The sequence below is a fragment of the Collinsella aerofaciens genome (genome assembly GCF_039752955.1).
Lineage (GTDB): Bacteria > Actinomycetota > Coriobacteriia > Coriobacteriales > Coriobacteriaceae > Collinsella > Collinsella aerofaciens_BI.
In genome coordinates this window covers 52,779-71,539 of sequence record NZ_JBDMHB010000004.1, presented here as the reverse complement: position 1 = coordinate 71,539, position 18,761 = coordinate 52,779, and the positions used below count along the sequence as shown (strand labels likewise).

14 protein-coding genes are annotated in these 18,761 nt (G+C 60.3%); 1 reads left to right on the top strand and 13 read right to left on the bottom strand.

What is annotated here, in order from left to right; all coding sequences use genetic code 11:
• On the bottom strand, positions 1-237 hold the full coding sequence (locus ABHR75_RS02045; RefSeq protein WP_006235019.1) for an acyl carrier protein: 237 nt from the start codon (positions 235-237) through the stop codon (positions 1-3).
• 49 nt (positions 238-286) lie between these two features.
• Entirely contained in the window at positions 287-1,246 is a 960-nt protein-coding gene (locus ABHR75_RS02040) for a 3-oxoacyl-ACP synthase III family protein (protein WP_138113095.1), read from the bottom strand.
• A 176-nt stretch (positions 1,247-1,422) separates the two neighbouring features.
• Here ABHR75_RS02040 and ABHR75_RS02035 point away from each other — a divergent pair, with 176 nt between their 5' ends.
• Positions 1,423-2,199 carry a biotin--[acetyl-CoA-carboxylase] ligase gene (locus ABHR75_RS02035; RefSeq protein WP_138113097.1) on the top strand — a complete coding sequence of 259 codons (777 nt, stop codon included), beginning with the start codon at positions 1,423-1,425 and terminating at the stop codon, positions 2,197-2,199.
• A gap of 116 nt (positions 2,200-2,315) precedes the next feature.
• On the opposite strand, the gene rpsJ is transcribed toward ABHR75_RS02035, so the two are convergent.
• The 11 genes from rpsJ to rplJ form a co-directional block, all read right to left on the bottom strand.
• Positions 2,316-2,624: a 30S ribosomal protein S10 gene (gene rpsJ, locus ABHR75_RS02030; protein ID WP_022094184.1), complete on the bottom strand. Its 309-nt coding sequence runs from the start codon at positions 2,622-2,624 to the stop codon at positions 2,316-2,318.
• A 60-nt stretch (positions 2,625-2,684) separates the two neighbouring features.
• A complete protein-coding gene (fusA, locus tag ABHR75_RS02025; RefSeq protein WP_346963511.1) occupies positions 2,685-4,784 on the bottom strand; it encodes an elongation factor G in 2,100 nt (699 codons plus the stop codon).
• Positions 4,785-4,803: 19 nt separating this feature from the next.
• Positions 4,804-5,277: a 30S ribosomal protein S7 gene (gene rpsG, locus ABHR75_RS02020; protein WP_006235013.1), complete on the bottom strand. Its 474-nt coding sequence runs from the start codon at positions 5,275-5,277 to the stop codon at positions 4,804-4,806.
• A 73-nt stretch (positions 5,278-5,350) separates the two neighbouring features.
• Positions 5,351-5,728, bottom strand: coding sequence for a 30S ribosomal protein S12 (gene rpsL / locus ABHR75_RS02015; protein WP_006235012.1), 378 nt, complete (start codon positions 5,726-5,728; stop codon positions 5,351-5,353).
• A 524-nt stretch (positions 5,729-6,252) separates the two neighbouring features.
• Complete coding sequence (locus ABHR75_RS02010; protein ID WP_138113101.1) at positions 6,253-7,329, bottom strand: DUF4179 domain-containing protein; 1,077 nt, start codon at positions 7,327-7,329, stop codon at positions 6,253-6,255.
• A complete protein-coding gene (locus ABHR75_RS02005; RefSeq protein ID WP_138113103.1) occupies positions 7,280-7,798 on the bottom strand; it encodes an RNA polymerase sigma factor in 519 nt (172 codons plus the stop codon). The genes ABHR75_RS02010 and ABHR75_RS02005 overlap by 50 nt, the downstream gene beginning before the upstream one ends.
• A gap of 201 nt (positions 7,799-7,999) precedes the next feature.
• Positions 8,000-12,475 carry a DNA-directed RNA polymerase subunit beta' gene (locus ABHR75_RS02000; protein ID WP_172677957.1) on the bottom strand — a complete coding sequence of 1,492 codons (4,476 nt, stop codon included), beginning with the start codon at positions 12,473-12,475 and terminating at the stop codon, positions 8,000-8,002.
• A 6-nt stretch (positions 12,476-12,481) separates the two neighbouring features.
• Positions 12,482-15,973 carry a DNA-directed RNA polymerase subunit beta gene (gene rpoB / locus ABHR75_RS01995; protein ID WP_199408987.1) on the bottom strand — a complete coding sequence of 1,164 codons (3,492 nt, stop codon included), beginning with the start codon at positions 15,971-15,973 and terminating at the stop codon, positions 12,482-12,484.
• Positions 15,974-16,260: 287 nt separating this feature from the next.
• A complete protein-coding gene (locus tag ABHR75_RS01990) occupies positions 16,261-17,169 on the bottom strand; it encodes a UTP--glucose-1-phosphate uridylyltransferase (RefSeq protein ID WP_055250255.1) in 909 nt (302 codons plus the stop codon).
• Between the two features lie 314 nt (positions 17,170-17,483).
• Positions 17,484-17,861: a 50S ribosomal protein L7/L12 gene (gene rplL, locus ABHR75_RS01985; RefSeq protein ID WP_006235005.1), complete on the bottom strand. Its 378-nt coding sequence runs from the start codon at positions 17,859-17,861 to the stop codon at positions 17,484-17,486.
• 102 nt (positions 17,862-17,963) lie between these two features.
• On the bottom strand, positions 17,964-18,485 hold the full coding sequence (rplJ, locus tag ABHR75_RS01980) for a 50S ribosomal protein L10 (protein ID WP_006235004.1): 522 nt from the start codon (positions 18,483-18,485) through the stop codon (positions 17,964-17,966).
• Positions 18,486-18,761 lie beyond the last annotated feature (276 nt).

Below are 18,761 nucleotides of genomic sequence, written 5' to 3'. Positions count from 1 at the left end.
CTACTTCTCCAATGCCGCCTCGACCGTATCGGCGAACTCGCCGACCGTCTTGGGGTTCTCCTCGGTATCGAGCTGGATGCCAAACTCGTCCTCGACGGCGACGAGGATCTCGACGGTGCCCAGGCTGTCGAGACCAATCTCCTCGAGCGTGGACTCGGGCTTCATCTCGACATCGTCAAGACCGGCGGTCTCGCGGATAACGTCGCAAACGCGCTCGAAGGTCTTCTGATCTGCCATGGTAGTTCTCCTTTGTTTGTGCCCTAGGGGCGTTTTTTCCTATGTGCAACTACTTCCAACGAAGCAGATAGCCACCTATATCCAGGCCGGCGCCAAATCCAACGAGGGCGATGGTGTCGCCCGCATTCAGTGCGTCGGTGCGTGCCAGACGGTCAAACGCAAAGGGAATGCAGGCGCTCGAAATGTTGCCGGTCTCGCGCAGCGTTCGAACCACGCGCTCATCTGGCACGCCGAGGCGCTTGACCGCCTGACTCAGGATTCGTTCGTTAGCCTGATGGAATACAAAATGGTCGATGTCTTCGACCGAAATGCCCGCATCGCCCGCAAGCTTATGGACCGTGTCGCAGATGGCGTTGACGCCGAACTTGAACACGCGGCGGCCATTCATGGACAGCACGCTCTTGCTATCTGCGGAAGCCTTAAACGGCGAGGTGCCGACCAGACCGGGAACGTGTAACGTCTCGACGTCGGGCGCCGTCGAAAGCTCAACGGCAAGGGGACTGTCTCCCCCAGCCCCAATCACTGCGGCGCCTGCCCCATCGCCAAAGAGCACGCAGGTGGCGCGGTCGGTCCAGTCGAGCGCGCGCGTCATCTGCTCAGCAGCAACGATAAGCACGCGCTCGGCACGACCGCGCTCGATATAGCCCTCGGCGACATCGAGCGCAAACACGAAGCCGGCACAGGCCGCCGAGACATCGAAGGCAGGGCACGCCGCTCCTAGTCGCTCAGCAACGGCACACGCCTCAGCGGGAACAAGGTGGTCACCCGTCGTCGTCGAGCAGACGATCAGATCCAGCTGGCTCGCGTCGATTCCGGACACCTGGAGTGCCCGCTCGCTCGCCGCTACGGCAAGGTCGTCAAGTGACTCGGTGGTACAGACGTGGCGGCTCTTGATACCTGTGCGGGTAAAAATCCACTCATCCGAGGTATCGAGGAACTCAGACAGCTCGTCATTGGAAACACTGCGCTCAGGAAGCGCCGAGCCTGTTCCAAGAATCGTGAAACCCATCACTAGCCTCCTTTGAGTTGTTGACGTGTTTACATCGACCAAGAGAGGATAGCGCATTTTAGTCGTTGTTGACGTGTTAACATTAAATTGTCCAAATGCGACAAAGGCTTCACATTGTGTCTATCTCTCGACACCATTACGCGATTGCCTTATTAACTTAGGAGGTAGCAACCGTTATGGATGCCAAATTAACGATAGTCGACGTAACCGGATCGACCAACGATGACCTGCTCGAAGCAGGAAAACAGGGAGCGCCGCACGGCACAGGACTTGCCGCCCGGGCTCAAACAGCAGGACGCGGCCGGCGCGGGCACAAGTGGGACTCAACCGTCGGCAACTTATTGCTTTCGATTGTCCTGCGCCCATGCGTTAATCCTGCAAAGTTCTCTGGTCTTGCCGCCGTCAGCGGCCTAGCGGTGCTTGAAGCACTCGAAAAGCAGGGTCTTGCAAACGAGATTCGCCTTAAATGGCCCAACGACCTTGTCGCGCGAGGACGCAAGCTCGGCGGCATTCTGGTCGAGGCCGCACGCGATAACGAAGGCAAACCTTTCGCCGTCTGCGGCATTGGCGTCAATGTGAACTATGCGCCCCAAGAGGTGCCCGATGGCGGCCTGCCGGCAATCGGTCTCTCGGATCTCAACGAGAGCGTACCTGCCGTCGACATGCTCCTCGATGAGGTCTATCACGCAGTTATAGACGCTGCAGATGCCTGGGCAGAGCGCCTCAACGCCAAGGAAGAAGATGCCGGTCCGCTCGCGCCCGTCCACGACGAATATATCGCCCACCTCAATTGGATTGGGGAGCACGTTATCGCCCGTTCCCCTGCCGGCGACGAGCTGGCACGCGGCATCTTTAAAACCGTCGATGGCTTTGGTCGCGCGTGTATCGAAACGGAAGGCGGTTTGCGATCCTTCCATTTTGAGGAGGCATCGCTGCGTCCCGCGAGCGAATAGGGCGCCACAGCCAGCCGCTCGGCAGCCTTATCCGGCGGTCCAATCCCATCATGCTAAACAAAAGGGCCCCGCTACCGTAACGGCAGCGGGGCCCTTTAAGCTATGAGCGATATCGCTTAGAGCTTGATGTCGATGTCGACGCCAGCGGGGAGGTCGAGACGCATGAGCGAATCAACGGTGCCCGAGGTGGGGTCGAGGATGTCGATGAGGCGCTTGTGAGTGCGCATCTCGAACTGCTCACGGGAGTCCTTGTTCACGTGCGGCGAGCGGATAACCGTGTACAGGTTGCGCTCGGTGGGCAGGGGGACAGGACCGGAAACGCGAGCGCCGGTCTTCTGAGCGGTCTCGACGATGAGCTTCGCGGACTGATCGACGACCTCGTGATCATAGCCCTTGAGGCGAATGCGGATCTTCTGGGTAGCCAACTTAAACCTCCAAAGAGTGCGAGAGATGTTCTCGCGGATTACGTAACAGGGAGCTCGAACTTAGGCGTTCTTGCTCATGACCTCGTCCACGATGGACTTGGGCGCGGGCTCATAAGAGTCGAACTGCATCGTGTAGGATGCACGGCCCTGGGTCTGGGAGCGAAGGTCGGTAGCGTAACCGAACATCTCGCCCAGCGGCACCTTGGCACGGATGAGCTTGGTGTTCTTGCGATCCTCCATGCCCTCGATCTTGCCGCGGCGACCGGAGAGGTTGCCCATAACGTCGCCCATGTACTGCTCGGGGGTCTCGACCTCGACAGCCATGATCGGCTCGAGCAGCTGCGGATCGGACTTCTTGAGGGCGTCCTTGATAGCCATGGAACCGGCGATCTTGAAGGCGGCCTCGGAGGAGTCGACCTCGTGGTAAGAACCGTCGAACAGGGTGACCTTAACGTCGAGGACCGGGAAGCCGGCGATAACACCGGTGTTCAGGGCCTCCTGGATGCCCTTGTCGATGGACGGGATGTACTCCTTGGGCACGACGCCGCCGACGATAGCGTTGACGAACTCGTAGCCGAAGCCCTCCTCCATCTTCTCGAGCTTGATGACGGCATGGCCGTACTGACCGCGACCGCCGGACTGACGGACGAACTTGCCCTCAGCCTTCTCGACGTCGTGACCAGCGGTCTCGCGGTAGGCAACCTGGGGCTTACCAACGTTAGCGTCAACCTTGAACTCACGGAGCAGACGGTCGACGATGATCTCGAGGTGCAGCTCGCCCATGCCGGCGATGATGGTCTGGCCGGTCTCGTGGTTGGTGGACACCTGGAAGGTCGGGTCCTCCTCGGCGAGCTTGGTCAGAGCCAGGGACATCTTGTCCTGCTCGGCCTTGGTCTTGGGCTCGATGGCAACGTCGATAACGGGCTTAGCGAACTCGATCTTCTCGAGGACGATCTCCTTGCCCTCGGCGCACAGGGTGTCGCCGGTGGTGGAGTTCTTGAAGCCGACGCAAGCGACGATGTCGCCGGCGGCAGCGTCGTCACGGTCGATACGCTCGGCGGCGTTCATCTCGAGGATGCGGCCGAGGCGCTCGCGCTGACCGTTGGAAGCGTTGACAACGTAGGAGCCGGACTCGGCGCGGCCGGAGTAAACGCGGACGTAGGTGAGCTTACCGACGAACGGGTCGGTCATGATCTTGAAGACCAGGCCGGAGAAGGGCTCGTCGAAGGAAGGATGACGCTGGATCTCCTCGCCGGTGTCCGGATCGGTACCGGTGACGGCCTCAACGTCGAGCGGGCTGGGCAGGTAGTCGACGACAGCGTCGAGCAGCTCCTGAACGCCCTTGTTCTTGTAGGCGGAGCCCACGAAGACGAGGTTGAGCTCGTTGGCCAGAACGCCCTTGCGCAGAGCGGCCTTAAGCTCCTCGACGGTGAAGTCCTCCTCCATGAGGATCTTCTCCATGAGCTCGTCGTCAAAGCTGGCAGCAGCGTCAAGGAGCTCCTCGCGCTTGGTGGCAGCGATGTCGGCGAACTCAGCCGGGATCTCGTCCATCGGCTCGGGGTAGGTCATACCCTTCTCGTCGGCCTTGAAGTCCCATGCATTCATGGTGACCAGGTCGATGACGCCCCAGAAGTTGTCCTCGGCGCCCATCGGGACCTGAGCGGCCACGGCGTTAGCGTCGAGACGATCCTTCATGGTCTCGATAGCGTTGAAGAAGTCAGCGCCCACGCGGTCATACTTATTGATGAAGGCGATGCGAGGGACGTTGAAGGTAGAAGCCTGACGCCAAACGGTCTCAGACTGGGGCTGAACGCCGGCAACGGCGTCGAAGACGGCGACAGCGCCATCGAGGACGCGCAGGCAGCGCTCGACCTCGGCGGTGAAGTCAACGTGGCCCGGGGTGTCGATGATCTGGATGCGGTAGTCCTTACCGTCCTTGTTCCAGAAGCACGTGGTAGCAGCGGAGGTAATGGTTACGCCGCGCTCCTGCTCCTGAACCATCCAGTCCATGGTGGCAGCGCCCTCATGGACCTCACCGATCTTGTGGGTCTTACCGGTGTAGTAAAGAATACGCTCGGTCGTGGTGGTCTTACCGGCATCGATGTGGGCCATGATGCCGATGTTACGGGTATCGGAAAGCTTGTACTTAGGCTTAGCCATGTTAGTTCCTTACCTTAACTTACCAACGATAGTGAGAGAACGCGCGGTTGGCCTCGGCCATCTTGAAGACGTCCTCACGCTTCTTGACGGAAGCGCCCAGGCCGTTGGAAGCGTCGAGGATCTCGTTGGCGAGACGCTCGGCCATGGTCTTCTCCTTGCGAGCGCGGGAGAAGTTGACGATCCAGCGGATACCCAGAGCGGTGGAACGACGGGAGTTGACCTCCATCGGGACCTGATAGGTAGCGCCACCGACACGCTTGGGCTTAACCTCGAGCGTGGGCTTGACGTTGTCCATAGCCTTCTTGAAGGTAGCGAGAGCGTCGCCACCCTCAGACTTCTCGGCAACGATCTCGAAAGCGGTGTAAACGATGCGCTCAGCGGTGGCCTTCTTGCCGTCAAGAAGGACCTTGTTGATGAGCTGAGTCACCAGGCGGTTGTTGTAAACGGCGTCAGGCTGAACCTCACGACGATTAGCTGCTGCACGACGCGGCATGTGAAATCTCCTTAAGTGTCTACCGTGCGGCGCTTAGGCGGCACACGGCGAAAGTATCAAAACGTTATCTGGCTTATTTGGCCTTGGGGCGCTTAGCACCGTACTTGGAACGGGCCTGCATACGGTTCTGGACCGGAGCAGCGTCGTAGGCGCCACGGATGACGTGATAACGGACACCAGGGAGGTCACGGACACGACCGCCGCGGACGAGCACGATGGAGTGCTCCTGCAGGTTGTGGCCCTCACCCGGGATGTAAGCAGTAACTTCGATGCCGTTGACAAGGCGAACACGGGCAACCTTACGAAGAGCCGAGTTCGGCTTCTTGGGGCTCGTGGTGAAGACGCGGGTGCACACGCCGCGCTTCTGGGAGTTGTGCTGCAGAGCAGCGTTCTTGGACTTCTTGGGCACGGAACGACGGCCCTGGCGAACCAGCTGGTTAATAGTAGGCAAAGCGTACTCCTTCTCGAATGATTCCAGCTTTCTGTAAAGTGCAACGGCTTGAATCGAGGGGTCAGCATCCCCCTACGAAACACGCAGTTCGATAGGATACGTGGCGTTAGCTGTGCCGTCAACAGACCACGCCGCCGGGCGTATCCCAAAATTGGCACATTTCCGCAAAGCCTACACAAAAGGAATCCCTTTCTGTGCGCGGGGGTGGATTCCCGGACCGGGCGGCGCGGGGGTTAAGTTTGCTGCTCTACAGTCCTGACTCGCACGGAGAGCACATTAAGTGCTCTCCGGCTCGTGCGGAACTCGCGACAAACTTAAGCCGCCGGCCGCCCGGGCCGGGAATCCGACGTGCTCGGCGGGGCAACGCTACCCGCCAAAAAGGGACAGGTTTATTTTGTTCGGTTTTATCTGGTGAAACGTCGCGCTCCAGCGGTAATCTGCTCTCATCTGACGCATGGAAATCGGCGGCGTTTCCATTTAACGCAAAAGAGGCCGCTTCCCCTAGTAGGAAGCGGCCTCAGACCTTACGAATAGACGATGGTAAAGGGTACTTTTGTTTCGGTCTCCCCTGTTGACGTGCACCTCGTGCCCTCAAGCGTTACTGAGACCACTTGTTCGACATCAATCAACTTCGTTGGCACCCAGATGTTCTCTCCGCTATTGCGCCCATAAGAAAAATATAAGTTGAACACCCCTGCGTCGTCATCTTCGATAATCTGCTCCGATCCATCCTTGTAGCTGACGGTCAGCTTATTATCAACTGCTTCATAGCCCAAATCATCGATGTGCGTCTGGATGGAAAACGGGCTAATCTCAAGAGGCGAGTCACCGGAGCGGAGTTCCTTTGTATCGACGTACGCTCCAATATTGAACTCGGGTGTCGACGCCTCAAACCGCCTCGCACTCTCACCTTCACCCTCGGTCCAGTGGATATTCCAGGTGACCGCATGTTGCAAATCTCGCTCGCGATCCATAGCGGCAAAGTACATCGTGCCATTAATGACAGTATCGCTTGATGTGTCCTTATCAATTGTGCTGCGTGTGTCAGGCCATTCCTCGCCGAACTTCATATCGGGCGTGCCGATGCCCTGTTCTTCTTCACCATAGAGAACAAGTTCGCCAATCTCTGCTGCTGGCTTGTAGTAGTTAACTCCATTTGGATTGGACAACGTAAACGTCACGGCTCCGCAGCCGTTTTGGTCGATTGCCATCTCATGGATATCAAGCGTATAGCCGTTACCCTCGACGGACAGATTAACCTTCTGGACTGTGCCCTCCAGGCTTTGGGGCGCGATGCCATCGCCAAACTCTCTGGTGTAGGTATATTTAGTTCCCGATGAGCCGCCGTTGGTCCAGGTAATGGAATCCCCGTTGCCGTGGTTTCCCCAGGCTGAGGCAAAATAGCTGGAATTGACAACGGCGTAGGCGACCCCTCCGGTCGCCAACACTCCGGCAAGACATCCGATAACCGCAACATAGAGGGGCTTAGCATGACCCCTTTTGCGAAGCGGCTCGCCTTCAGCTGCATTAAGAACGCGATCTGCAAGATTGCTATCGGCTTGGATGGACTCGAAGGCCTGCTTGATTTGATTGGATTTCACGGTCGCCCTCCTCTAGGATGAATTTGAGCTTCGATCGACCGCGAGCTAAACGCGTTCGAACGGTCGCGGCTGGTACATGCAACAACTCGGCAATCTCTGAGGTCGAAAAGCCTAGATAGTAATAGAGCACGATGGGAACACGGAATCGTTCCGGAAGTCGCATAACGTCTGACAGGACCACCTTGGTCTCATCCTGCGCTGCCGAGAGTGAATCGGCCAAGTTCTCAATATCCTCTATGCGCCTCCATGGCTTTCGAAAGAGCGATTTGCATTCATTGATCGTGACCCGAATAAGCCAGCGACGAAGATGCTCCCAACTTTCAAAGTGTCCATCGCTTTTGAGCAACTTAAGAAAGACATCTTGGGCAACATCGTCGGCATCGGCACGATCGCGTAGGTACGTCAATGCGATCCGAAACACGACATCCCGGTAATCTTCGACCGCCTGTCTAAATGCTTGTTCTTCCATAATCACCTCCCGGTGATGCTGATGTTTCTTGCTGAGGCCCTCACCATAGATACGCTTTGACCGAACGAAATGTTTCAAATTCAAGCAGGAATAACCTACCAAAATAAACCTGTCCCTTTTTGGTAGGTTTTCTTCAACAAAAAAGACCCGCTCCCCTGTTGGGAAGCGGGTCTTTGGAAGGACGGTTAACGTACTAGGAAATTACTCCTCGTCGTTGTCCTTGGCCTCTTCGGCGTCGTCGGTGTCCACGAGCTGGTTGAGCAGCTCGTCGAGGGAAGCCATGTCCTCGTTGATCGCGCCGTTGGCGGGAGCCTTCTTGTCGTCGATCGGGGCGCCCAGGAGCTCCTCGTCGGCGTCGGCGTGATGCGTCGGAGCGGAGGTACCCAGCAGGATATCGTCCGGACCGTCGGGGCTAAAGACCATCTGCAACAGCTGCGAGAGGTCTTCCTCGTCGGCAACGTCGTCGTTGTTCTCGAGGATGTAGAGCAGGTCGTGGGCCTCCAGGCCGTCACGGAGCTCCTCGATCGCCTTGGCACCGATGCCATCGATGCGCAGCAGATCCTCCTCGGACTTGCCGACCAGGTCGCCGACCGTCTCGATGCCGACCTCGCTGAACTTGTTGGTCCAGCGCTGCGACACGCCCAGGTCGTCGAACAGGTACAGGCGAGCCTTCTCGGCGGAGATGGTGTGGCCGTTGCGGGTGAACGAACCGTCAGCACCACCGAACTCATCGTAGCCGGCCCAGTCGAGCTGCTGCGGGAGCTGCTCGTCCAGGTCCTTGAGCTCCACAGGAGCCCACTCAGGCAGCGACTTGGCGTTGGGCGAAGCCGGACCGTCGATGTCGACATAGCCGTCGGCCGTGCGATACGTCAGCTTGGCGTTGGCGTACGGCTTGAGGCCGGTACCAGCCGGGATCTTCTTACCGACGATGACGTTGGACTTAAGGTCGAGCAGGTGGTCGACCTTGCCCTCAATGGCAGCCTCGGTAAGGACGCCGGCAGTACGGATGAACGAAGCGCTCGACAGCCAGGAGTCGATGTTGGACGCGACCTTGAGCGTACCCAGGATGACGGGCTCGGCCACGGGAGCCTGACCGCCCAGACGGGCAACGCGCTCGACCTCGTCGGCGAACTCGTAGCGGTCGACGTACTGACCAAGCAGGTACTTGGAGTCGCCGGGGTTGGTGATCTGAACGCGACGCAGCATCTGACGTGCGAGCACCTCGATGTGCTTGTCGTTCAGGTCGACGCCCTGGCTGGTGTAGACGTCCTTGACGCTCTCGACGAAGGTGTGCATCGTCGACTCGATGTCGGTCAGCTTGCGCAGGTTGCGGAAGTTGACGAAGCCCTTGGTGATCTGGTCGCCGGCGCGAACCTCGCAGCCGTCCTCGATCTCGGGCATGAAGCGCACCGAAGCGGGAACGCGACGCTCGTCGAGGACACGGGTGTGATCCTCGGAGTCGGTGAGCGTCAGCACGTACTCGGACTTCTCGGGCTTAATCGAGAGGTGGCCGGAGTACGGGGCCAGCTCGGCCTCGCGACCCAGAATCTTCTCGTTGACGTTGCCGACGATATCGAACATACGGCTGACCGTAGGCAGACCCTGCGTAATATCGTCGACGCCAGCGACGCCGCCGGAGTGAATGGTACGCATCGTAAGCTGCGTACCGGGCTCGCCGATGGACTGGGCGGCAATAATGCCGACCGCGGTACCGATGGCGACCGGACGACGGGTGGAAAGATCCCAGCCGTAGCACTTCTGGCACACGCCGTACTTGGAGCGGCAGGTGAGCAGCGCGCGAAGCTTGACCTTCTTAAGGCCCGCATCGACCATCTTCTGGATGTCGGCGACCTTCTCGATGTAGCCGTCCTGCTCAAAGAGCACGGTGCCATCGGGAGCCACGACGTCCTCAATGAAGCAACGGCCGACGAGGTCGGTGTTGAGGTCGGTGGTGCCGGGGATGATGAGGTTGTAGGTGACGCCCTCGTGCGTACCGCAGTCCTCCTCGCGGACGATGACGTCCTGGGCCACGTCGACCAGACGACGGGTCAGGTAACCAGAGTCCGAGGTGTGGGATGCGGTATCGACCAGGCCCTTACGGGCGCCGTAGGTCGAAATGAAGTACTCGAGCGGCAGCAGGCCCTCGCGGAAGTTCGCCTTAATGGGAAGGTCGATCGTCTCGCCGGACATGTCTGCCATCAGGCCACGCATACCGCCGAGCTGACGCAGCTGGGTCTTAGAACCACGGGCGCCGGAGTCGGCCATCATGTACAGCGGGTTCTCCTCGTCGAACATGTCGAGCATGAGCGCTGCAACCTTATCGGTACAAGCGGTCCACTCGTTAACGACTTCGATGTGGCGCTCCGTCTCGTTGATGAAGCCCTCCTCGAAGTACTCGTTGATCTGGTCGACGTTGGCCTGGGCGCGGTCGAGCAGCTCCTGCTTCTCGGCAGGGATGAGAGCGTCCCACACCGAGATGGTGAGGCCGGCGCGGGTAGCGTAGTGGAAGCCGGAGTACTTGATGGCGTCGAGGATCGGGCCGACCTTGGCCTCGGGATAGCGATCGCAGCAGTCCGCAACCAGCTTGGCCACGTCGCCCTTGACCATCTTGTAGTTCATGAACTCGTAATCTTCGGGCAGGCACTGGCGGTTGAAGATGATGCGGCCGATAGAGGTCTCGAAGCGCGCGGTCTTGTTGCCGGTGACGTCGTAGTCGACAAACTCGTTCTTGCCGTTCTTGACGCGGAAGATACGGGTGCCGTCCTCGTTGATGACGTTGGCATCGGCAGCGGACACGCGGACCTGGATCTTGGCCTGCATGTCGACCTCGGAGCGGCAGTCATAGGCGTGCAGCGCGTCGTCGAAGCTCGAGAACACGTGGTTCTCGCCCGGCAGACCCTCGCGAACCTGGGTGAGGTAGTACACACCGATGATCATGTCCTGCGAAGGGATGTTGACCGGCTTGCCGGATGCCGGCGAGCGCAGGTTGTTCGCAGAGAGCATGAGCACGCGGGCCTCGGCCTGAGCCTGGCTGGACAGCGGCACGTGGACAGACATCTGGTCGCCGTCGAAGTCGGCGTTGAAGGGCGAGCAGACCAGCGGGTGCAGGTGGATAGCCTTGCCCTCGACCAGCACCGGCTCAAAGGCCTGGATGGACAGACGGTGCAGGGTCGGTGCACGGTTGAGCAGCACGACGCGGCCGTCGATGACCTCTTCGAGGATATCCCACACAAAGGTGGCACCGCGGTCGATAGCGCGCTTGGCGCCCTTGATGTTCTCGACCTTGCCAAGCTCGACCAGGCGCTTCATGACGAAGGGCTTGAAGAGCTCCAGCGCCATGGTCTTGGGCAGACCGCACTGGTGCAGCAGCAGCTTGGGGTCGGTAACGATTACCGAACGGCCGGAGTAGTCGACACGCTTGCCCAGCAGGTTCTGACGGAAACGACCCTGCTTGCCCTTGAGGGCCTCGGCGAGCGACTTGAGCGGGCGACCGCCACGGCCAGAGACCGGGCGACCACGACGGCCGTTGTCGAACAGGGCGTCCACGGACTCCTGGAGCATGCGCTTCTCGTTATTCACGATGATCGCAGGGGCGTCCAGGTCGAGCAGGCGCTTGAGTCGGTTGTTACGGTTGATCACGCGACGGTACAGGTCGTTGAGGTCGGACGCGGCGAAACGGCCACCGTCAAGCTGGACCATCGGGCGCAAATCGGGCGGAATGACCGGAATGACGTCCAGGATCATGTTCGCGGGGCTGTTGCCGCCCTTCAGGAAGGCGTCAACGACCTCGAGGCGCTTAACGGCCTTCTCGCGCTTCTGCTTCTGGGAGTCCTCGTCGGCGATGATGGCCTTGAGCTTCTCGGCCTCGGAGGGGAGGTCGATGGCAGCGAGCAGGTCGCGGACGGCCTCGGCACCCATGCCGCCCTTGAAGTACATCGAGTAGTAGCGGGTCATCTCGCGGAACAGCGGCTCATCGGAAATGAGGTCGCGCTCGCTGAGCTTCATGAAGGCGTTGAAGGCGTCCGTGCGGAGCTGCTTCTCGTCCTTGCACTCTTCCTCGATGTCGACGATGCCAGAGGCGATCTCCTCGGGGGTCAGCGGCTCCTCGTCGGAGAACTCGTCAAAGTTCTCGGGGTTGCCCTGCTCCTTGAGGGACTCGATCTGGCGGGCGCACTCGGCATCGATCTCTTCCAGATCGGCGGCGAGCTCCTCGCGCAGGTCGTCGGCGTCGGCCTCGCGGGCCTCATAGTCAACCTCGGTGATGATGTAGCTGGCGAAGTACAGAACCTTCTCGAGGTCCTTGGACTTGATGTCGAGCATACGGCTCATCGGGAAGCTCGTGGGGCTCTTGAAGTACCAGATGTGGGACACGGGAGCGGCGAGCTCGATGTGACCCATGCGGTCGCGACGCACCTTGGCCGAGGTGACCTCGACGCCGCAGCGCTCGCAGACGATGCCCTTAAAGCGGATGCCCTTGTACTTGCCGCAGGAGCACTCCCAGTCCTTGGCGGGACCGAAGATCTTCTCGCAGAACAGGCCGTCCTTCTCGGGCTTGAGGGTACGGTAATTGATGGTCTCCGGCTTCTTGACCTCACCGTGCGACCAGGAACGGATCTGGTCGGCGGAGGCAAGGGAGATCTTTACCGAGTCAAAATCAGTAGCTTCGAAATCTGCCACAGTCAACTACTCCTTATCAGTGGTCGTGGCGGCGACAGCCTCGGGTGCCTCGGCGGTCTCGGCATCCTCGGCCTCGACGTCGGCGTCAACGCCGGCGAGCGCAGCCAGGTCGTCGAGAGCAGAGGTCTCCTCGGCGGTCACAGGGGCGGAGGCGTCCTCGTCGGCATCGTGCATGGGCTCGATGTCCAGTGCGAGGGAGCGAATCTCCTTGACGAGAACCTTGAAGGACTCGGGGATACCCGGGACAGGAACGTTCTCGCCCTTGACGATGGACTCGTAGGTCTTGACACGGCCCACGGTATCGTCGGACTTGACGGTCAGGATCTCCTGCAGGACGTTGGAAGCACCGTAAGCGTACAGTGCCCAAACTTCCATCTCGCCGAAGCGCTGGCCGCCGAACTGAGCCTTGCCGCCCAGAGGCTGCTGGGTAACCAGGCTGTAAGGGCCGGTCGAACGGGCGTGGATCTTGTCGTCGACCATGTGGCCGAGCTTGAGGATGTAGGACGTACCCACGGTAATGGGCTCGCGGAACTCCTCGCCGGTGCGGCCGTCGAACAGGCGGGTCTTGCCGCGCTCGTCAAGCTGGGTGACGAACTCGGGGCGCATGTGATCGCCAAAGGCAGCGGTAGCCTTGTTGAGCATGTTCTTGTTGGCACGACGGATGACCTCGGCGATCTCGTCCTCCTTGGCGCCGTCGAAGACGGGCGTGGCGGTGAAGAACGGACCGGGGACGTACTTGTCGGAGTCGGCCTGCTCGGTATCCCAACCGCACGCAGCAGCCCAGCCAAGGTGGCACTCGAGCAGCTGGCCGACGTTCATACGCGAAGGAACGCCCAGCGGGTTGAGGATAACGTCGATCGGGGTACCGTCAGCCATGTAGGGCATGTCCTCGACCGGCAGAACGTTGCAGATAACACCCTTGTTGCCGTGGCGGCCGGCGATCTTATCGCCCTGCTGGATCTTACGACGCTGGGCGACGTAGACGCGCACCTGCTCGTTGACGCCGGGGGCTAGGTCGTCGCCGTTCTCGCGGCTAAAGCGGACGACGTCGATGACGCGGCCGTAAGCGCCGTGAGGCATCTTAAGGGAGGTGTCGCGGACGTCGTGGGCCTTGGCACCGAAGATGGCGCGCAGCAGGCGCTCCTCGGCGGTCAGAGCGCTCTCGCCCTTAGGCGTGACCTTGCCGACCAAGATGTCGCCAGGGCCGACCTCGGCGCCGATGCGGATGATGCCGTCCTCGTCGAGGTTGGCAAGCATGTCCTCGGAGAGGTTCGGGATCTCGCGGGTGATCTCCTCGGGGCCGAGCTTGGTGTCGCGGGCGTCGATCTCGTGACGGGTGATGTTGATGGTCGTCAGCAGGTCCTCGGCCACCAGGCGCTCGGACACGACGATACCGTCCTCGTAGTTAAAGCCTTCCCACGGCATGTAGGCCACGGTGAGGTTCTGACCCAGTGCGAGCTCGCCGTGATCGGTCGAAGGACCGTCGGCCAGAGGCTCGCCCTGCTCAACGGTGTCACCAACGCGAACGAGCGGACGGTGGTTGATGCAGGTGGACTGGTTGGAGCGCTGGTACTTGGCCAGGTGGTACTCGTCCATGCCGCCGGCATGCTTGACGATGATCTTGGCGGCGTCGGCAAAGATGACCTCGCCGGCGTTCTTGGCCAGGGTGACCTCGCCGGAGTCCAGAGCGGCGCGACGCTCCATGCCGGTACCGACATAGGGAGCGGCGGGGTGAACCAGCGGCACGGCCTGACGCTGCATGTTGGCGCCCATCAGCGTACGCTTGGCGTCATCGTGCTCAAGGAACGGGATCAGCGTGGCTGCGACGGAGAGCATCTGACGCGGCGAGACGTCCATGTAGTCGACGTCCTCGACGGGCACGTCGGCGGGAGCGCCGAAGGAGCCGTCGAAGTCGCGGGTACGGGCGATCACGGTGTGCGGACGGACGATCTTACCCTCGGCATCGGTCGTGATGAACTCGTTGGTCTTGGGATCGAGCGGCGTGTTGGCCGGCGCGATGACGTGCTTCTCTTCCTCGTCAGCGGTCATCCAGTCGATCTGATCGGTGGCAACGCCGTTCTCGACGCGACGGAACGGGGCCTCGATGAAGCCATACTCGTTGACGCGGGCGTAGAGGGCGAGCGAGCCGATCAGGCCGATGTTGGGGCCTTCGGGGGTCTCGATCGGGCACATGCGGCTGTAGTGCGAATTGTGAACGTCGCGGACGGCCGTCGGCACGTTGGTGCGGCGGCTGGAGCCGGACTTGTGGCCGGCAAGACCACCAGGGCCGAGTGCGGACAGACGGCGCTTGTGGGTCAGACCGGTCAGGGGGTTCGCCTGGTCCATGAACTGCGAGAGCTGCGAGGAACCGAAGAACTCCTTGATGGAAGCCACGATCGGACGGATGTTGATGAGCGACTGCGGGGTGATCTCGTCGATGTCCTGGGAGCTCATGCGCTCACGGACGACGCGCTCCATACGGCTCATGCCGATACGGAACTGGTTGGCGACGAGCTCGCCGACGGTGCGGATACGGCGGTTGCCGAAGTGGTCGATGTCGTCGACCTTGAAGCCCTGCTCGCCGGCAGCGAGGGACAGCAGGTAGCGCAGCGTCGCGACGATATCCTCGTCGGTGAGCACCGTGACCTCTTCCTCGGTGGTGAGGTTGAGCTTCTTGTTGACCTTGTAACGACCGACGCGGGCCAGATCGTAGCGCTGCGGGTTAAAGAGCAGGCCCTCGAGCAGACTGCGGGAAGCGTCCACGGTGGGAGGCTCGCCCGGGCGCAGGCGACGGTAGATCTCGATGAGGGCGTCCTCGCGAGTGAGGGCGGTGTCGCGCTCCAGGGTGCGCTTGATCACATCGGAGTTGCCGAGCAGCTCGATGATGTCGTCGTTGGTGACGGCGATGCCAAGGGCGCGCAGGAACATCGTGGCGCTCTGCTTGCGCTTACGGTCGATGGAGACCATGAGCTGGTCGCGCTTGTCGACCTCAAACTCGAGCCAGGCACCGCGGGACGGGATGATCTGGGCCTTGTAGATCTGCTTGCCCGAATCCATCTCGGAGCTGTAGTACACACCCGGGGAACGGACGAGCTGCGAGACGACGATACGCTCGGTACCGTTGATGATGAAGGTGCCCTGATCGGTCATCATGGGGAAGTCGCCCATAAAGACGAGCTGCTCCTTGATCTCGCCGGTCTCCTTGTTGGTGAGACGGACGTCGGTCAGAAGCGGGGCCTGATAGGTCATGTCCTTCTCGCGGCACTCCTCGACGGTGTGCGCGGGGTCGCCGAACTGATGCTCGCCGAAGGTAACCTCGAGAACATGGTTCTGGCTCTGGATGGGGCTGGATTCCTTGAACGCCTCACGAAGGCCCTCGTCCTTAAAACGCTCAAAGGATTCCCTTTGAACAGAGATAAGGTTGGGGAGCTCCATGGCCTCCGGGATTTTCCCGAAGCTGACGCGCTTGCGCTCAGTGGCAGTGTATGCGTAGGTCACCAGGTTTTTCCTCCTTCACGGAAATGCTCGGTGGGTTGGCGAGGCATAGCTTCGCCAGTTATCGCAACCTAATAGTTTATCAGGTACCGACCGTTGGGCAAGAAAAGCCTTGACGCGATTGAGTTTTTGGAGTAGCAAAGTTTTTCGACAGAAAACACGCAGGTAGATGTATGTGTATCGAACATCTGTTCATATATTTTCTGTGAACAGAGAGCCGGCAATCGCAGCTCTTATAAAAAACGGGCGCGAACCGAGGTCCGCGCCCGTAAATGTCGATGCCCGAAGGCTTACTTGCGCATCAATCCGCCGCGCTCGTCGATGGCATCCCAGAAGGCATCGGCAAAGCGGGGGTCGCTTGCGGCCATGAGGGCGTTGGTGGCCATCCAGCCAGAGGGAGTGCCGGTGTCGTAGCCCGACAGCGGGTCAATGACGACGGCATACATGGCCTCGCGGTCGAGCGAACGGGCCATGGCGTCGGTGAGCTGGATCTCGCCGCCCTTGCCGGCCTGCTGATCTGCCAGCAGGTCCATGACCAGCGGGCTCAGCAGGTAGCGACCGACGATGTACAGATTGGACGGAGCCGCCTCGGGAGCGGGCTTCTCGACCAGACCGCCGATGCGCCAGACAGCGCCCGGCTCTGCATCGGCAACGTCCTCGGCACCCTCGAGCGAACCGACGCGCTCACCGGCGATAACGCCGTAGCGGCTGACTTCCTCGGGCGAGCAAGCAGCGACGGCGATAACCGAAGCGCCACCGTGCTCCTTGGAAACGGCGAGCATCTTGTCGCAGATGTCGCGGTTAGGCACAACGTAGTCGCCCAGAAGAACCAGGAAGTTCTCCCCTGCCACGGCGTCGGCAGCAGAGCGAATAGCATGGCCGAGGCCCTTGGGCTCGTACTGATAGCGGAAGTCGACCGGCATACCGCCAGCGTGGGCGACGGCATCGGCATAGGCGTTCTTGCCGCGCTCGCGCAGCAGGTTCTCGAGCGAGCGATCGGGCTGGAAGTAGTTCAGTAGCTCGGGCTTACCGGGAGAAGTAACGATGATGGCGTCGTCGACTTCCTCGGGGTCGAGCGCCTCCTCGACGACGTACTGAATGACGGGCTTGTCGAGCACCGGCAGCATCTCTTTGGGCGTGCACTTGGTGCCAGGCAGAAAACGCGTGCCAAGACCGGCGGCGGGGATGATTGCCTTCATGTTATTCAAAGATCCTTTCGCAGGCGCAAAAGCGCCCCATGCGTGCGGCACACAGCCGCAGACCAAATTGCGATACCTAAGCATCTTACCGCTGGAACTATATGTCGCTACAAGGCAGAGACAATTCTTCAGCAGGTCAACGCAAATTATTGCTCGAATGGTGCAGTTTTATTGCCCAACGGCAGGGTGCCCGATACGACGCAAATCACAGAACATGGCAGTTTGAGCTACCGATGTCGAGGGACCGAAAAACAAAAAAGACGGGGCTCGCAATGCGAACCCCGTCTGCAAAGAAATCTGGCGAGAAAGCCTGATTACTTGAGGGTGACAGCAGCGCCAGCAGCCTCGAGCTTCTCCTTGGCAGCCTCGGCGTCCTCCTTCTTGGCACCCTCGAGAACAGCCTTGGGAGCGCCCTCGACGACCTCCTTGGCCTCCTTCAGGCCAAGGTTGGTGAGCTCACGGACGGCCTTGATGACCTGAATCTTGTTGTCGCCGAAGCCCTCGAGCACGACGTCAAACTCGGTCTTCTCCTCGGCCTCAGCAGCGCCAGCAGCGGGAGCGGCGACAACAGCGGCAGGAGCAGCGGCGGAAACGCCGAAGGTGTCCTCGATAGCCTTGACGAGCTCGGAAGCCTCGAGAAGGGTCATTTCCTTAAGAGCATCGATGATCTCATCGGTGGTAAGCTTAGCCATTTCTAAGTCCTTTCGGTTTCCGTGCGGATGCACGGAGATCAGTTAAAACACGACGCGAATGCGCCAGGGGTGCGGCGTTGCCGCCGCGGGTGAAAACAGCAACTAGGCTGCCTTCTGCTCGGAGACCTGCTGGATCGAACGAGCGAGACCAGAGGAAACGCCGTTGACGCAGACAGCGATGTCGCGAGCGAAACCGGAGATGAGACCGGCGATCTGGCCGAGAAGCTGATCCTTGGTGGGCAGCTCGGCGATAGCCTTAACATCATCAGCGGAAACGGCCTTGCCGTCGGAGATACCGCCCTTGATCTCAAGGACGCCCTTGGACTTAGCGGAGAAGTCCTTAAGGGCCTTAGCGGCCTCGACCGGCTCGGACTCGTAGAACACATAAGCGACGGGGCCGGCGAGGATCTCGTCGAGCTCGGGCTGCTCCTGGTTCTTGAGAGCGATCTTGACCAGGTTGTTCTTGTAGACCTTCATCTCGGCGCCGCACTCGCGAAGCTGATGACGCAGCTCCTGAGCCTGCTTAACCGTCAGACCGTTGTAGTTGACGACGAACAGACCGGCGTTCTCGGCGATACGGGACTCGATCTCTGCAACCTTGTCGATTTTGTACTGCTGGGGCATGAATTACACCTCCTCGAATTCTTTCCGGGCACGGTCCGCCACAAGGACGTGACGGGGGCATGTCCAAAAAGAAAGCCCCCGCGCTGCATGAGCGACGGGGGCGAGAAGACATATCTACTCGACCACCTCGGCTGGCGGGAAGTCCCATTAAGCTCGCGGGTAAGACCCGTTTGCGCCGGCTGTCTCTGGCAGCGGATTCGTGCGTGAACCGAAAGTATTATGGCGGGGACCCCGGCGTCGGTCAACGGGCGCGAGGATTCGTACACAAACCCTGCA

Excerpts from the sequence above, each read along its gene's own strand:
- ABHR75_RS02035 (WP_138113097.1), top strand. The coding sequence starts at position 1,423 with ATGGATGCCAAATTAACGATAGTCGACGTAACCGGATCGACCAACGAT.
- ABHR75_RS02040 (WP_138113095.1), bottom strand. The coding sequence starts at position 1,246 with ATGGGTTTCACGATTCTTGGAACAGGCTCGGCGCTTCCTGAGCGCAGT.
- ABHR75_RS02005 (WP_138113103.1), bottom strand. The coding sequence starts at position 7,798 with ATGGAAGAACAAGCATTTAGACAGGCGGTCGAAGATTACCGGGATGTC.
- ABHR75_RS01990 (WP_055250255.1), bottom strand. The coding sequence starts at position 17,169 with ATGAAGGCAATCATCCCCGCCGCCGGTCTTGGCACGCGTTTTCTGCCT.
- rplJ (WP_006235004.1), bottom strand. The coding sequence starts at position 18,485 with ATGCCCCAGCAGTACAAAATCGACAAGGTTGCAGAGATCGAGTCCCGT.
- fusA (WP_346963511.1), bottom strand. The coding sequence starts at position 4,784 with ATGGCTAAGCCTAAGTACAAGCTTTCCGATACCCGTAACATCGGCATC.
- rpsG (WP_006235013.1), bottom strand. The coding sequence starts at position 5,277 with ATGCCGCGTCGTGCAGCAGCTAATCGTCGTGAGGTTCAGCCTGACGCC.
- ABHR75_RS02045 (WP_006235019.1), bottom strand. The coding sequence starts at position 237 with ATGGCAGATCAGAAGACCTTCGAGCGCGTTTGCGACGTTATCCGCGAG.
- rplL (WP_006235005.1), bottom strand. The coding sequence starts at position 17,861 with ATGGCTAAGCTTACCACCGATGAGATCATCGATGCTCTTAAGGAAATG.